The sequence below is a fragment of the Mesorhizobium sp. f-mel genome, assembly GCF_053850215.1.
In genome coordinates this window covers 83,533-97,024 of sequence record NZ_JBSPTO010000015.1, presented here as the reverse complement: position 1 = coordinate 97,024, position 13,492 = coordinate 83,533, and the positions used below count along the sequence as shown (strand labels likewise).

Annotated in this window: 14 protein-coding genes, 1 tRNA gene and 1 pseudogene; 13 read left to right on the top strand and 3 right to left on the bottom strand. The window is 61.7% G+C overall.

Translation table 11 applies throughout. The features are described 5' to 3' along the window. The first annotated feature begins 65 nt into the window (after nt 1-65). Both ACWUKX_RS19110 and ACWUKX_RS19105 read left to right on the top strand, forming a co-directional pair. The gene (locus ACWUKX_RS19110; RefSeq protein WP_095491649.1) at nt 66-512 is read left to right on the top strand and encodes a YcgN family cysteine cluster protein; all 447 of its coding nucleotides are present in this window, start codon (nt 66-68) and stop codon (nt 510-512) included. Nucleotides 513-804: 292 nt separating this feature from the next. Continuing rightward, nucleotides 805-1,167 (top strand): hypothetical protein, encoded by a 363-nt coding sequence (locus ACWUKX_RS19105; protein WP_456008415.1) that lies wholly within the window; start codon nt 805-807, stop codon nt 1,165-1,167. A 272-nt stretch (nt 1,168-1,439) separates the two neighbouring features. Here the strand turns inward: ACWUKX_RS19105 and ACWUKX_RS19100 are convergent, their stop codons facing one another. Then, entirely contained in the window at nt 1,440-2,150 is a 711-nt protein-coding gene (locus ACWUKX_RS19100; protein WP_456008414.1) for an SIMPL domain-containing protein, read from the bottom strand. A gap of 237 nt (nt 2,151-2,387) precedes the next feature. Here ACWUKX_RS19100 and ACWUKX_RS19095 point away from each other — a divergent pair. From ACWUKX_RS19095 to ACWUKX_RS19070, 6 genes are all read left to right on the top strand, one after another. Continuing rightward, nucleotides 2,388-2,463 (top strand) — tRNA-Ile (locus ACWUKX_RS19095). Between the two features lie 558 nt (nt 2,464-3,021). Further along, a complete protein-coding gene (locus tag ACWUKX_RS19090) occupies nt 3,022-3,981 on the top strand; it encodes an MBL fold metallo-hydrolase (protein WP_456008413.1) in 960 nt (319 codons plus the stop codon). Nucleotides 3,982-4,032: 51 nt separating this feature from the next. Further along, nucleotides 4,033-4,239, top strand: a complete 207-nt coding sequence (locus tag ACWUKX_RS19085) for a (2Fe-2S)-binding protein (protein WP_292188178.1) — start codon at nt 4,033-4,035, stop codon at nt 4,237-4,239. A 401-nt stretch (nt 4,240-4,640) separates the two neighbouring features. Further along, on the top strand, nt 4,641-5,894 hold the full coding sequence (locus tag ACWUKX_RS19080; protein ID WP_456008412.1) for a cytochrome b: 1,254 nt from the start codon (nt 4,641-4,643) through the stop codon (nt 5,892-5,894). A gap of 99 nt (nt 5,895-5,993) precedes the next feature. Continuing rightward, nucleotides 5,994-7,499: a mechanosensitive ion channel family protein gene (locus ACWUKX_RS19075; RefSeq protein ID WP_456008410.1), complete on the top strand. Its 1,506-nt coding sequence runs from the start codon at nt 5,994-5,996 to the stop codon at nt 7,497-7,499. Nucleotides 7,500-7,501: 2 nt separating this feature from the next. Continuing rightward, on the top strand, nt 7,502-8,398 hold the full coding sequence (locus tag ACWUKX_RS19070; protein ID WP_456008409.1) for a pirin family protein: 897 nt from the start codon (nt 7,502-7,504) through the stop codon (nt 8,396-8,398). A gap of 86 nt (nt 8,399-8,484) precedes the next feature. Here the strand turns inward: ACWUKX_RS19070 and ACWUKX_RS19065 are convergent, their stop codons facing one another. Together ACWUKX_RS19065 and ACWUKX_RS19060 are read right to left on the bottom strand one after the other, a co-directional pair. Beyond that, nucleotides 8,485-8,928, bottom strand: a complete 444-nt coding sequence (locus tag ACWUKX_RS19065; RefSeq protein WP_456008408.1) for a DUF1810 domain-containing protein — start codon at nt 8,926-8,928, stop codon at nt 8,485-8,487. A gap of 44 nt (nt 8,929-8,972) precedes the next feature. After that, nucleotides 8,973-9,440 (bottom strand): GNAT family N-acetyltransferase, encoded by a 468-nt coding sequence (locus ACWUKX_RS19060; protein ID WP_456008407.1) that lies wholly within the window; start codon nt 9,438-9,440, stop codon nt 8,973-8,975. Between the two features lie 417 nt (nt 9,441-9,857). On the opposite strand from ACWUKX_RS19060, the gene ACWUKX_RS19055 reads away from it, so the two are divergent. From ACWUKX_RS19055 to ACWUKX_RS19035, 5 genes and pseudogenes are all read left to right on the top strand, one after another. Beyond that, complete coding sequence (locus ACWUKX_RS19055; protein ID WP_456008460.1) at nt 9,858-10,643, top strand: alpha/beta fold hydrolase; 786 nt, start codon at nt 9,858-9,860, stop codon at nt 10,641-10,643. Nucleotides 10,644-10,703: 60 nt separating this feature from the next. Next, nucleotides 10,704-10,799: pseudogene (locus ACWUKX_RS19050) on the top strand (NmrA family transcriptional regulator); the annotation flags it as partial. Between the two features lie 336 nt (nt 10,800-11,135). Beyond that, a complete protein-coding gene (locus ACWUKX_RS19045) occupies nt 11,136-11,906 on the top strand; it encodes an SDR family oxidoreductase (protein ID WP_456008406.1) in 771 nt (256 codons plus the stop codon). Between the two features lie 199 nt (nt 11,907-12,105). Next, the gene (locus tag ACWUKX_RS19040) at nt 12,106-12,936 is read left to right on the top strand and encodes an alpha/beta fold hydrolase (protein WP_456008405.1); all 831 of its coding nucleotides are present in this window, start codon (nt 12,106-12,108) and stop codon (nt 12,934-12,936) included. Between the two features lie 96 nt (nt 12,937-13,032). Next, nucleotides 13,033-13,455: a cupin domain-containing protein gene (locus ACWUKX_RS19035; RefSeq protein WP_091597564.1), complete on the top strand. Its 423-nt coding sequence runs from the start codon at nt 13,033-13,035 to the stop codon at nt 13,453-13,455. Nucleotides 13,456-13,492: the final 37 nt, after the last annotated feature.

The following is a 13,492-nucleotide window of genomic DNA, read 5'->3' as shown; positions in this document are numbered from 1 at the left end:
TGCCGGCCGGCTTTGCGTCTGTCGCGGTGCTTGACCTTGACACCAGCGGGGGCCACATCCCGTCAATGGAAACGCCGTTCTGGAAAACCAAGACGCTCGAAGCGATGACCCCGGCCGAGTGGGAATCGCTTTGCGACGGCTGCGGCAAATGCTGCCTGTCGAAACTCGAGGACGAAGACACCGGCGAGATCTACTGGACGAGCGTCGGCTGCCGGCTGTTCGACGCCGAAACGTGCCGCTGTTCGGACTATGCCAACCGGCTGGCGCGCGTCCCGGACTGCGTCGGGCTGACGCCGCAGAATGTGCGCACTATCAGCTGGCTGCCCAAGACATGCGCCTACCGGCTGGTCGCCGAGGGCCACGATCTCTACTGGTGGCACAGGCTGGTGTCGGGGAGTGCCGAGACGGTGCATGAGGCCGGCATCTCGATGCGCGGCCGGGTCAGCGCCAGCGAGACCGATCTTGCCGAGCCGGACGACTATTTCGAACACATGCTGGACGACGAGCCTTAGGGACCTTGAGGCCAGGACCGGAACCGGCTGCGCGACAGGGCGTTTTCTATCCAGATTGTTCAGAACCGGCCAGATTGTTCGGAATCGGAAAGCTTGTTCGGAACCGGAAAGCGGAGAAACTGCGAAATTACCTCTTGTTGCCACATGAACCCAATATGAACGGCTGGTTCGTAAAAAGTTCAGATACGCAGGCGCATTCTCTTCCCCATCGGTTCGACCAAGACACATTGGTTCGAGCAAGACACACCGGTTCGATAAAGAAGGGCGGAAGCCCTGAACAAGGAGAGAGACAATGTTCAACACGATCAAGACGGCGGCCCTTTCGGCGCTTATCGGCCTCGGCACGCTTGCCGCTATCCCCGCCACCGCCCAGGCAGACAGCATCTATCTCGGCTTCGGCAACAACGACGATCCGCGCGTCGGCGTCTATACCGGCGATGACGATGGTTTCTATCGCGAACGCCGCCGCGAACGCGACTGGCGCCGGTCCTGCTCGCCGAACCGTGCCCTCAATAAGGCCGAGCGCATGGGTCTGCGCCGCGCGCGTATTATCGACGTCAGCCGCCGCACGGTTAAAGTCGCGGGCCGCCAATACGGTGACCGCGTGGTGATCGTGTTCGCCAATGAGCGCGGCTGCCCGGTCCTCTACCGGTAGACCTTCGGCACGTTGCCTGCCGGCAACGGCCTGCTTGGTAGTATGATCTTCTTCGAAGGTCGGCTTGGGGCATGATCTTCTTCGAAAGATCAGCTTGGGGCATGACCTTCTCCGAAGATCAGTCCGGAGACACGACCTTCTGCGAAGGTCGGTCTTGAGTAGCGGAGCCCCTCTCCGCCAGGACGGAAGGGTGCGGCTCGAAAAAACCCTGGAGGACCAGTCCTCCGGGGTTTTTTGATGCAGCAAAGGCCAAACCGTTCACGGGGCGGCGGTCACTTCAACTCGAAAGTGACAGTGACCTGTACCGTGTAGGAATTCTCCCCGGCCTGCACTGGAACCGATTCGCGGGCCGCGTCGAAGGCCTTGGCGTTCATCGGTATCGGCGGCGGCGCGACATTCTGGTCGGTGATTTCCAGCACCCGCCCGATGCTGACCCCGGCGGCTTCAGCCAGCGTCTTTGCCTTGGCCATGGCGTCGGCGACCGCCTTCTTGCGGGCTTCGGTGAGAGTTGCGGCCGGATCCTCGTTGGAAAACGAGATGCCGCCGCCCCGGTTGACGCCTAGCGACACCGCCTTGTCGAGAATCTCGCCTGTTTTGTCGATGTCGCGGATGCGCACCGAAAGCGTGTTTGTCACCTGGTAGGCGATGAGTTCGGCTTCCTGGCTGCCGTCCGGCTTGTTGGTGTAGTTGTAGCGCGGGCTGATCTGGATGCCGGCTGTCTGCAGGTCGCGCTCCTTGATGCCAGCCGACTTCATAGCGGCGATCACGGAGGCCATGGCGTCGTTGTTGGCATCGAGCGCGGCACGCGCGGTCTTGGCCTCGCGCATGACGCTCAGCGTCAGCAGCGCCAGGTCGGGGGCCGCGGTCGCTTCGCCTTCGCCGGTAACGACGATGCGGGGCGGGGGCGGCGAATCGGCCGCGCCAGCCATCGCCGGAAACGCGATTGCGGCGGCGAGCGCCAAGGGCAAAAGATATCTGGTCATAAAAATCTCCTCGGTCTGCGATCCAGTCGCGCTTGTCGACTACCGCATCGGCCCAAGAATCGGAATCGATTTCGGAAAGCACGATGCGTAGATTCAAAGCGTTAGAGCGTACTTTGCGCGTCTAAGTGGACGCATGTCGCTCTAATGTCTGAATATGGGCTGATTTGGACGATCTCGGCCAGCCAGTTCGGAAAGCCTTGTGCGATTCGGGGAAAAACATTAATCCAGCCGCGTGTGGGGCCTGTAGCTCAATGGTTAGAGCCGGCGGCTCATAACCGCTTGGTTGGGGGTTCGAGTCCCTCCGGGCCCACCAAAATTATTCAATATCAACCAGTTATGGTCAACTTCGCTTAGAAGTGGGCCAATCTAGATTCTATGCCCCAGGAGTCAGGTGCATCGACTCAATCCATGAGCGGGAAGGGCGAGTCATGCCTGCTCTTAAATTCTATTGTCGTCCTGTTCGTCAGTCTCCAGCTATTTCAAGGCTGGAAAGACCCTTGGGCGACGAGTGCGGCAAAAGGCGGTAACGACGTGCGAATGGGATGGTTGGCGCGACCGATCGAGAATGCCGCGGCGGCAAGTAAGCTGGGTCAACACAGCTGGGCGTACTGCCAGCAGGCGAGAGGCACAGCCGTTGCTCGCTGCTCAAAGCGGCGTCTTCCGACTTTCGCGGGATATCACCCATGCTCGCAACGGGTCTGCCATAGACTTTCGCATCGCCTGACCGGTGCTTCCGTCCGATGGTGGCGCAGGCCGAGGCGGTGCAACTTCCTCCGTAGACGCTAGGTGGCGGTCCATGGAGGCTCATGCCAAATCCACGGGCGCCAGCGGCGGAGGTGGCCGATCCGGCCGTGGTCAGCAGGAGACAAACATGACCCTGGACAACATTTCACATCCCTCGATCCAGCATTGCGCCGACAGCCTGAACGCCAAGCACAGCAACGGTAGACCGGAGCCCGAATTGGTTCCGTCGCGCTACGCGCTGCGGGTCGGCGACATCGACGTGCTGGTGATCAGCGATGGAGTGCTGCCGATACCAGCCCCGGTTATGGCATACAACGTCGACCCGGCCGTCCGGGCGGCCTGGCTGGACGACATGTTCCTGCCGCCGGACGTACTCGAGTGGCCGCTGAACGTGGTCGTCGTACGCAGTGGCGGCCGGACCGTACTCGTGGACGCCGGGCTGGGGATGGACCCGGAATTGCACTTGCCGAGGGCCGGGCGGTTGGTCTCGCGACTGGAGGCAGCCGGCATCGATCTCGCATCCGTCACCGACGTGGTGCTGACCCATATGCATATGGACCATATCGGCGGGCTGCTCATCGACGGGGTGAGGGACCAGCTGCGTCCGGATCTGCGGATTCACGTGGCGGCCGCCGAGCTCAAGTTCTGGGAGTCGCCCGATTTCTCCCGCGCCTCCATGCCCACGGGGTTCCCGGATGCGCTTCGGCGGGCGGCCAAGCGGTTCGTGAACGAGTACCGCAGCCAGTTGCGGCCGTTTGAGACGGAGCACGAGGTGGCGCCGGGGGTGGTTGTCACGCTCACTGGCGGCCACACCCCGGGGCACAGCGTGGTCCGCCTGGCGTCCGGCGGCGATAGGCTGACCTTCGCCGGCGACGCCGTGTTCCAGGTCGGGTTCGACCAACCCGACTGGCACAACGGCTTCGAACACGACCCTGAGGAGGCGGCCCGCGTCCGCATCAATCTTTTGCGGGAGCTGGCCGCGACCCGTGAGCCGCTGGTGGCCACTCACCTGCCATTCCCGTCTATCTGCCATGTGGCGGTGGACGGCGATGTCTTTCGTTGCGTACCGGCTGTCTGGGACTACTGACCCGCTTGTCGGGTCAGAGCCGCACCAGGTCGGATCGAGACTTATCGCGCCATGATCGTGTGCTCGTGCAATGTGTTGAGCGATCAGGATGTCCGCTCCGCCGTCAAGGCGGAGCGGACGTGCTCGATCCGCCAGGTCTATGGCTGTCTCGGCTGCAGCGCCCAGTGCGGCCGTTGCGCGCGTACTATCCGCCGCATCATTGACGAGGCGCTCGCCAGCGCTCGTGCGGCATCCTGCAACGGCCGCGCGCAGTCCTGACTCGGCCGCCTCGGCCGTCCGGCGCAGCCTTTCAGTCAGGAACCCATAGACCAACGTATCGGATGCATGCGTCCTCGGCATGATAGTTCGAACACTGGAAAGGCTGGCATGCTTGGGTCCTCCACAATCCAACCAAGGAGCATCGGAAATGACGCTCGGATTCGTTCTTTCAAGGATGCTGCAGATCTTCCTAAGGGTCTGGGCCGTCGACACGACGGCGCAGCCGGTTAGGCGCGGCGGTAACGGGTTTGCTCGCGCGATGGTCCGGCCGATCTACTTACGCGTCCCGTCGAGGAAGGTTCGTGACCGCGAGTGAACCCGCTCATCCGTGTTAAAGGGCGGCTGGCCAAGGAGCGCCGGCCGATATCGATGCCGGCAATTTCAAAACCAGAGGCACTCCGATGAGCGGTGGGCATTCCACCTATATTCCCAAGACCAGGATCGGACGCTGGTTCGACGCCCGCCTGCCGGTGCCGCGCCTGGTGCATGATCAGTTCATCGTCTACCCGGTTCCGCGCAACCTGAACTACGCCTATTCGTTCGGCGGCATCCTGTCGATGATGCTGGCCGCGCAGATCGTTACCGGCGTCGTGCTGGCCATGCACTACGCGGCTGACACGACACTGGCCTTCAATTCCGTAGACAAGATCATGCGCGACGTGAATTCCGGCTGGCTGTTGCGCTACCTGCACTCCAACGGCGCGTCGTTCTTCTTCATCGCGGTCTACGTCCATGTCTCCCGTGGCCTCTATTACGGCTCCTACAAGGCGCCGCGCGAACTGCTGTGGGTCCTCGGCTGCACCAACCTTCTGTTGATGATGGCTACGGCGTTCATGGGTTACGTGCTGCCCTGGGGACAAATGTCGTTCTGGGGCGCGACCGTCATCACCGGCTTCTTCAGCGCCATTCCGCTGGTCGGCGAATGGATCCAGCAGCTTCTGCTCGGCGGCTTTGCGGTGGACAATCCGACTCTAAACCGCTTCTTTGCGCTGCATTACCTGCTGCCGTTCATGTTGACGGGCGTCGTCATCCTGCACATTTGGGCGCTTCACGTCGCCGGCCAGACCAATCCGGCAGGCATCGACGTGAAGTCGGAAACCGACGTCGTGGACTTCACGCCCCATGCCACAATGAAAGATGTGCTCGGGGCCGTGGTGTTCCTGCTCGCCTTTGCGTACTTCGTGTTCTACGTGCCGAATTATCTCGGGCATCCAGACAACTACACCGCCGCCGACCCGCTGAAGACGCCGGCGCATATCGTGCCCGAGTGGTACTTCCTGCCCTTCTACGCGATCCTGCGCGCCGTCACCTTCAACATCGGGCCGGTCGACTCGAAGCTCGGCGGCGTGCTCGCCATGTTCGGCGCCATCGCCGTGTTGTTCTTCGTGCCCTGGCTCGACACGTCGAAGGTGCGCTCGGCCGTCTACCGGCCCTGGTACAGGCGGTTCTTCTGGCTGTTTGTCGCCAACGCCCTCTTCCTTGGCTGGCTGGGGTCCAAGCCGGCGGAAGGCTGGTATATCCCCGCCATGCAGGTGTCGACCCTCTACTACTTCGCGTTCTTTCTCGTCGTCATGCCGCTGCTGGGCGTGATCGAGACGCCGCGTCGGCTGCCGAACTCGATAACCGAAGCGATTCTGGAGAAAGGCAAGGATTAACACCGAAAGATCGCTCGTCAGGCTCCGAGGCGAGGATTGTGCGAGGATTTTATGGATTCGGATCCGGTCACGAGCTGGTGGAATGCTCCCCATCTCTACATGGTGCTGGTCGGTCTCGCCGGCATAGTCGTTTGGCACGTCATTCCGCGGCGGCTCTCCACCACCAGGCTGATTGTCCAGATCGCATTCTTCCTTACCATGTCGGTCCTGCTGTTTGACGGAGCCGTGCTCCCCTACGAACCGACACGGGGCACCGAGACAACCGCTAGCGCAATCCTCGTCGGTTCGGCCAAGTTGCTGTGGTGGGTTCACCTCGCCTGGGCGCTGATCGGGTTTGTCCGCATCTATCTCGTGTTCGAGCGAAAGCCGCGCGAGGCGCGCCTTCTGCAGGACCTCGTCGTCGGCGCCGTCTATGTTGGGATGCTGCTGTCCATCCTGGCTTTCGTCTTCGGTGCGCCGGTCGGAACGCTGATCGCCACCTCGGGGGTCTTTGCCATCGTACTCGGACTGGCGCTCCAGAATACGCTGAGCGACGTCTTTTCGGGCATCGCGCTCACCCTCGGCCGACCTTATGTGCTTGGGGACTGGATCGTTCTGAGCGACGGCACCGAAGGCCGCGTCGTGGAGACCAACTGGCGATCGACCCACCTGCTCACTTTGGCGCACAACGTGGTGGCGCTGCCGAACAGCTTCCTCGCGAAGCTAGGGCTGACCAATGTCAGCAGCCCTGAGGAGAGCCATGGGCTGTCCGTCACGATAAGATTGGCGCCGACCAAGATGCCGGCGATCGTCGCGGACGTCATGAACGCGGCCTTACAAAGCAGCAACACAATACTGAGGGAGCCGCCGCCAGTGGTCGCCATCAAAGCTCTGGATGCGACGGCGATCGAGGTCGATTTGTTTTTTCGGGTCGCAAATGTTGGCCAGCGTATTCCAGCGACGAACGAAATCTTCGATCTTGTCTACCGTCATTCCAAGTCCGCGGGTTTGCGACTGGCAACGCCACCCTCCTCTTCGATTCTCATGAATGACTTGCCGAACGAAGAGACGGCAAATCTCCCAGAAGTCACGCCGATCAAGCTTATAAATGCCATACCAGTATTCTCGGCGTTGACGGACAACGAAAAAGAAGCCCTCGCGGCAACGGTTACGGTGCGCACCTATCGCAAGGGCGACATCATAGCACAACAGGGAGAGATGCTGCCCTCCCTGATGATTGTTCGGACGGGCATCATTGTCCGAGAGCGCGGCGAAGATGACGCCCATCCGCAGGAGATTGGCCACCTCGCTCCCGGCGACTTTTTCGGAGAGACGGGTCTGCTCGCGGGCATTGGCGAGACCTCGACCTTGCGCGCAATGAGCCACGTCGTGGTCTACGAGATTGACCAGCAAAGCTTCGCGCCCCTGCTGCTCGACCGGCCCGAAATGGCCGAAGATCTTGCGGCCGTCCTCTCAGCCAGGATGTCCCTCGGCGGTAGCCGCACCGGACAAGAGCACACGGATTCGAAATTCGCGCTGCTCAAGGCCATGCAGACGATCTTTCACCCAGTGCCGTTCCGGCGCGTTTCGAGCGCCGGCAGACCGGGCGTACAAGAAGGGAGGTAGCCATGAGCATCCGACAAACCGGCGTCACAGATATCGTTTTGCCGGTGTCCAGTGAACCTGTGAGCGGTTTCAAGGTACGGCGCGTATTGCCCTCCAGGTATGGGCGAATGGTCGGCCCCTTTGTCCTCTTCGACCAGATGGGGCCAGCCGTGTTCAATACCGGCCAGGGTTTGGACGTGGGACCGCATCCCCATATCGGATTGGCGGCCATGACCTACCTGGTCGATGGGGAGATCGTCCACCGGGACAGTCTCGGTACGGTGCAGGCGCTCCGTCCCGGTGAAGTCAGCTGGATGACGGCCGGTTCGGGGATCGTCCATTCCGAGCGGACGCCGCCGGAGGCTCGAGCGTCCGGGAGCAATTTTTTCGGCATTCAGGCCTGGGTTGCCCTTCCTTGCAGGGATGAGGAAGCCGCCGCCGATTTTGCCCATTACAGTGAGCCGGAGATACCGAGGACGTGTGCCAGAAGCGTCGAATTCACCTTGATCGCCGGAGCCTCGGACGGTCTGGTCTCGCCGGTAAGAACCTTCTCCGACATGGTGTTCGCCGAAATCGTGCTGACCAGCGGCGCACGATACCAGGTTAAGCCCGAACATCATGAGCGGGCGGTCTATGTCGTCGCCGGCGAGGTCGAGATGGTCGGCCGGCCGGGCTCGTTCCGTGAAGCCGAACTGATATTGCTGGAACCAGGCGCCGAGATCGTGCTCAAGGCGCCGGCCTTTCATTCAACACGACTGATGCTGTTGGGAGGCGAGCCCTTTTCCGAACCGCGGCACGTCTATTGGAACTTCGTATCCTCCTCAACCGAGCGCATCGAGCAGGCCAAGACCGATTGGCGTGAACGCCGTTTCCCGGAAGTGCCGGGGGAGGAGGAATTCACTCCTCTGCCGGAGGATTGACCAGGGCAAATCGCTTGCCCTGATCTGCCTGGCAGCATGCGACCGCAGGCGCGGTTCTTGACGGCGGAAACTCTGTGCTTGGCCAGCTAAGCGACTTGCCGCTGCATCGAGCGAATCCTGGTCATGGTGTCCTCGTCGAGCAGACCGTCGAACCAGACGTCGAACATGGTCTCGAGCAGGAACTCGTCGTAACTGGCTTCCGAGAACAGCGTCAGCGACGCGTGCAGTTTGCCGGCGTCGATATCGCCGAAGACGGTGCTGGCGCTGCAGTTGATAAGCCTCTGCAGCGTGCTGACGCATTCGCGATAACGACCGCCCAGCAGCGGCGAGGAGATATAGGCGTTCGCCTCGTCGAGCGATCTGATCGCGTAAGCCTCAAGCGCGGCCCCGCTTCCGCTGGGGGCCAGCCTGGGGAACATGAACTCCATGTAGGGAGTACACATCATTCCCCGACGCAGGATGCCGATAGCATCTTCGTAAACCGGTTCCTGTGCGTGGACGAATCTTTGCAGGTTGTATTCGTCATCCATGGCGGCTCACCCGATCTTTGCCGAAGCAACAACTCCGCTCACGATCATCCGGCGAGAACGTCTGAATATTGCGGGTTCTTGACGAGGAACTGGCCCATGAACGGACATTTCGGGATCGCCTTGCGACCGGTCTTTCGGAGCAGCTCAAACGTGCCATGCGCCAACTGCGATGCGATCCCCTGTCCGGAAAACTCTGAAGGAACCTCAGTGTGGATCAGAACAACCCGTCCGTTCTCGAGACGATAGTAGGCCGCAGCGATTGCTCCGTCTGCAATAGGCAGCTCGAAACGATGTTGTTGCGTATTTTCCGTGACCTTCGCGTTCATTTTAGATCCTCGACTGTGCCGCGTCTGTCTGCAGAGGGCAGATGAAGCGACCTGAATAAGGTTGCCCAGATCATGAACAATGCCGGCCGTCGACTGCTCTGCCGGCGGGTCGGACAGGGGAACATCAGTAGTCCGGTCAAAGACATGATTGTCGGCCGTGCCTGATCTTGTTTCCGCGCCTGACATTTTCATGCCCTCTTTTGTTCGGTCGACACCTGGCAATCCGGTCGTGTGAGGACCCTATATTGAGGAGCATTTTCGGGTCGATTGGATGGAGGACGAGGGCGAGCCATACGGCGGTATATGTCTCGCTGCAGTTTTCGCCGGATTGATCGCCATGGTACTGACAGCCGACGCCAGTCGGCCGCGCACTCCCTGCCAACCTTGGGCGCGCTGCCTGGGAACGTCGGCGCGGCCGGCGATGCGTTCGATCGATGCCGGGAACCTACCCGTGCGCCGACCACCGGCTACAGCTGCCTCTCCCCCGGGTGCATCGTCCTAGACTTTCGGATCGCCTGACCGAACCGTCCGTCGAATATTTTCGCGCGCCAAGTGGGCGCATTCTTCTCGGTATCAGACGACCCGCCGCACAGGAGAAGACACGTGCACAAGATCATCAGAGCTCTGGCCCTTGTTTACGCATGTTGCGTGTCGGACAGCGCGACGACGCAGGCCGCGGACCATCAGGCAAAACCGACGATCGTGCTGGTGCACGGGGCCTTTGCTGAATCGTCGAGCTGGAACGGCGTCATCGCCGAGCTCAACAGGGACGGTTTCCGGACCATTGCGGTGGCCAACCCACTTCGCGGCGTGGCCAGCGATGCGGCCGCCGTATCGGCCGTCATCGGATCCATCGGCGGACCGGTCGTCCTGGTAGGCCATTCTTACGGCGGGCCGGTCATCACCGAGGCAGCTAACGGGAAGAACAATGTGAAAGCGCTGGTCTATGTGGCCGGATTCGCCCCGGACAAAGGCGAGTCCAGTCTCACGCTTTCGGGGAAGTTCCCAGGCAGCACGCTTGGCGAGGCGCTCCTGCCGGTGGCGCGGCCGGATGGAGGACAGGACCTCTACATCCAGCCGGAAAAGTTTCACGTGCAGTTCGCGGCCGATGTGCCGGCAGCGCAGGCCAGCCTGATGGCGGCGACACAACGCCCGGTGGCTGACGCCGCCCTGGCAGAACCCTCCGGCGCGCCTTCTTGGAAGACAATTCCATCCTACGCGATCTACGGCTCGGCGGATCGGAATATCCCGCCGGCGGTCATGAAGTTCATGGCCGAGCGCGCGCATTCGGTGAAGACCATCGTCGTCGAGGGCGGGTCGCACGCGCTGATGGTCTCGCGTCCAGAAGCGATCGCCTTGCTCATAGAGGAAGCCGCATCGGCACAGTGACGCAACCGGCCGCCTCGCGCCGGCTGCATTCAACAAGTGCAAGCCCCAGGAGACATCGACATGAAAATCGTGGTCATTGGCGGCACTCGGTACATCCGGTTAGCGACCGTCGAGAGGTTGCGTCAACAGGGGCACGACGTCGTGGCGGCGTCGCCGCAACGTCGTGCCCTCACAACAGCGGCACCTCATGATCCCGGCCACGCTGGCAGACCTCTTCGGGAATTCCTCGAGAACACCGCCTCCGTCCTGCGCCACCTATGGCACAGCCGACATCTTTGGCTTGGGCTACTACGGCAGCGCCTCGGAGGTCGTGGGGTCGGGGCAAGCGAGGGAAGGCTGCGAAGACAGTGTCGCTTGAGCCAAGCCCTTGCGCTGGCGGTCGAGCGAGTCGCGGACGCGCGTCGCTCTCATCGAGGAATTCAGGGCCGGCACGGTTAGAGCCGCCGGCATTATTCCAAGTAGATCTTTTCGAAGTCAGAACAGGAGAATGACATGAAAATCGTAATCATCGGTGGCACCGGACTTATCGGCTCCAAGACCGTCGCAAGGCTGAGCGTGAAGGGCCACGACGTGTTGGCGGCGTCGCCAAGTGGCGGCGTCAACACCTTCACCGGTGAAGGATTGGATAAGGCTCTTGCCGGGGCGGAGGTTGTCATCGACCTCGCCAATTCGCCGTCGTTCGAGGACAAGGCCGTTCTCGAGTTCTTCGAAACAGCCGGAAAGAACCTGCTCGCGGCGGAGAAGGCCGCCGGCGTGAAGCATCACATTGCGCTCTCGGTAGTCGGGGCGGAGCGCCTGCCCCGCAGCGGCTACCTGCGCGCTAAGATGGCTCAGGAGAAGCTGATCAGGGAGTCGGGAATTCCCTACACGATCGTTCACTCGACCCAGTTCTTCGAGTTCCTTGGCGGCATTGTGCAGTCGGCAACCGTCGGCGACACGGTCTCGGTATCGTCGGCCTACTTCCAGCCCATCGCCGCAGACGATGTTGCAGAGGTGATGGCTGACGTGGCGCTCTCCCAGCCGATTAACGGCGTGATGGAGATCGGCGGCCCCGAGCCCTTCCGCATGAACGAACTGGTCTTGCGTTTTCTGCAGCTCGCCAACGATCCCAGGAAGGTGATCGGTGATCCTCATGCGCTCTATTTCGGGACCGAGCTAGACGACCGCTCGCTTGTCCCGGGCGCGGGCGCCCGCATCGGTTCGACGCCGTTCGAAGACTGGTTCGACCACGCCCCGTCTCGGCGAAGCGGTGTTGCGGCGTAACGGCGGCATCTGAAGACAACCCGCAAGGGAAACGACGATGGACCACAAGCTGCCCATTGCGCCTCAGGCAAGTCGCCGAGCCCTCCTCCTCGGCGCAGCGGCCGCCGGCATTGCAACCGGCCTGCCCAAATATGCGCTCGGGCAAGGGACAGCCGGCCAGGAATCGAACTCATCCCTCTCTCAAGAAGGATCGAAAGATATGAGCACTATCACCACCAAGGATGGCACCGAGATCTACTACAAGGACTGGGGTCCGAAGGATGCTCAACCGATCGTCTTCCACCACGGCTGGCCGCTCAGCGCCGACGACTGGGACACGCAGATGCTTTTCTTCGTCGGGCATGGATATCGCACCATAGCCCACGACCGGCGCGGGCACGGCCGTTCCGCGCAGGTAAGCGACGGTCACGATATGGATCACTATGCTGCCGACGCGGCGGCGGTGGTCGAGCATCTCGGCCTGAGGGACGCAATCCATATCGGCCACTCGACCGGCGGCGGCGAAGCCGCTCATTACGTCGCCCGCCACGGCAACGGGCGCACCGCGAAGCTCGTCCTCATCGGCGCGGTGCCGCCAATCATGGTGAAGACGCCGGCCAATCCTGGCGGCCTTCCGATCGAAGTGTTCGACGGGCTGCGCAAGTCGCTCGCCGACAACCGCGCACAGTTCTACATCGATTTCCCATCGGGCCCCTTCTACAGCTTCAATCGGCCGGGCGCGAAAGCGATCCCGGGCATCATCCAGAACTGGTGGCGGCAGGGCATGATGGGCAGCGCCAAGGCGCACTACGACGGCATCAAGGCCTTTTCGGAAACCGATTTCACCGACGACCTCAAGATCATCCACGTGCCGACACTCGTCATGCACGGCACGGACGATCAGATCGTGCCCATTGCCGATTCCGCGCCGTTATCCGCAAAGCTTCTGAAAAACGGCACGCTCAAGATCTATGAGGGCTTTCCGCACGGGATGTGTACCACGCATGCCGATGTGGTGAACGCCGACTTGCTCACCTTCATCAGGTCCTAGGCTCACGCCGTGCCCTCAGGCGAGAGCCCGATCGCCGGCCGTCCTCCCCTCCGCCGGCGATCTCCCCAATCTCAACCGCAAACTGGAGCCAGACAAATGATCCGGAGTATACTCTACAGCACCGCCGCTCTCGCGGCGTTCATCGCCACCGCCGCGCTGGCCGACAATACGGCTGGCGCTTTCAAAAACGTGAAGCTCGTTTATGATCAGCCGCTTCCGAACGTGCCCGGCAAGAGCATGAGAGGTGTGCTTGTCGACTATGAGCCAGGCGGCAACTCGCCCGCGCATCTCCATCCCAAATCTGCCTTCATCTACGCCACGGTTCTCGAAGGGGCGATCAAGAGTCAGGTCAATGATGGCCCGGTGGTCACCTATCGCGCCGGCGAGAGCTGGTCCGAATATCCCGGCGATCGTCACCGCGTCAGCCAGAATGCCAGCGCGACTGACCCCGCCCGGCTGCTGGCTGTCTTCATCGTCGACACCGGCGAGACCGAACTTGTGCTCCCCTACGAAGAATAAGGTCGGAATCTATCGCCCTGTTTGAACAGGAAAGCGC

Bases quoted from the DNA above. Each gene is read 5' to 3' on its own strand.
- ACWUKX_RS19085 (WP_292188178.1), top strand. From the start codon at position 4,033: ATGATCGTGTGCTCGTGCAATGTGTTGAGCGATCAGGATGTCCGCTCC.
- ACWUKX_RS19090 (WP_456008413.1), top strand. From the start codon at position 3,022: ATGACCCTGGACAACATTTCACATCCCTCGATCCAGCATTGCGCCGAC.
- ACWUKX_RS19045 (WP_456008406.1), top strand. From the start codon at position 11,136: ATGAAAATCGTAATCATCGGTGGCACCGGACTTATCGGCTCCAAGACC.
- ACWUKX_RS19105 (WP_456008415.1), top strand. From the start codon at position 805: ATGTTCAACACGATCAAGACGGCGGCCCTTTCGGCGCTTATCGGCCTC.
- ACWUKX_RS19060 (WP_456008407.1), bottom strand. From the start codon at position 9,440: ATGTCAGGCGCGGAAACAAGATCAGGCACGGCCGACAATCATGTCTTT.
- ACWUKX_RS19110 (WP_095491649.1), top strand. From the start codon at position 66: ATGGAAACGCCGTTCTGGAAAACCAAGACGCTCGAAGCGATGACCCCG.
- ACWUKX_RS19070 (WP_456008409.1), top strand. From the start codon at position 7,502: ATGAGCATCCGACAAACCGGCGTCACAGATATCGTTTTGCCGGTGTCC.
- ACWUKX_RS19075 (WP_456008410.1), top strand. From the start codon at position 5,994: ATGGTGCTGGTCGGTCTCGCCGGCATAGTCGTTTGGCACGTCATTCCG.
- ACWUKX_RS19040 (WP_456008405.1), top strand. From the start codon at position 12,106: ATGAGCACTATCACCACCAAGGATGGCACCGAGATCTACTACAAGGAC.
- ACWUKX_RS19100 (WP_456008414.1), bottom strand. From the start codon at position 2,150: ATGACCAGATATCTTTTGCCCTTGGCGCTCGCCGCCGCAATCGCGTTT.
- ACWUKX_RS19035 (WP_091597564.1), top strand. From the start codon at position 13,033: ATGATCCGGAGTATACTCTACAGCACCGCCGCTCTCGCGGCGTTCATC.
- ACWUKX_RS19080 (WP_456008412.1), top strand. From the start codon at position 4,641: ATGAGCGGTGGGCATTCCACCTATATTCCCAAGACCAGGATCGGACGC.
- ACWUKX_RS19065 (WP_456008408.1), bottom strand. From the start codon at position 8,928: ATGGATGACGAATACAACCTGCAAAGATTCGTCCACGCACAGGAACCG.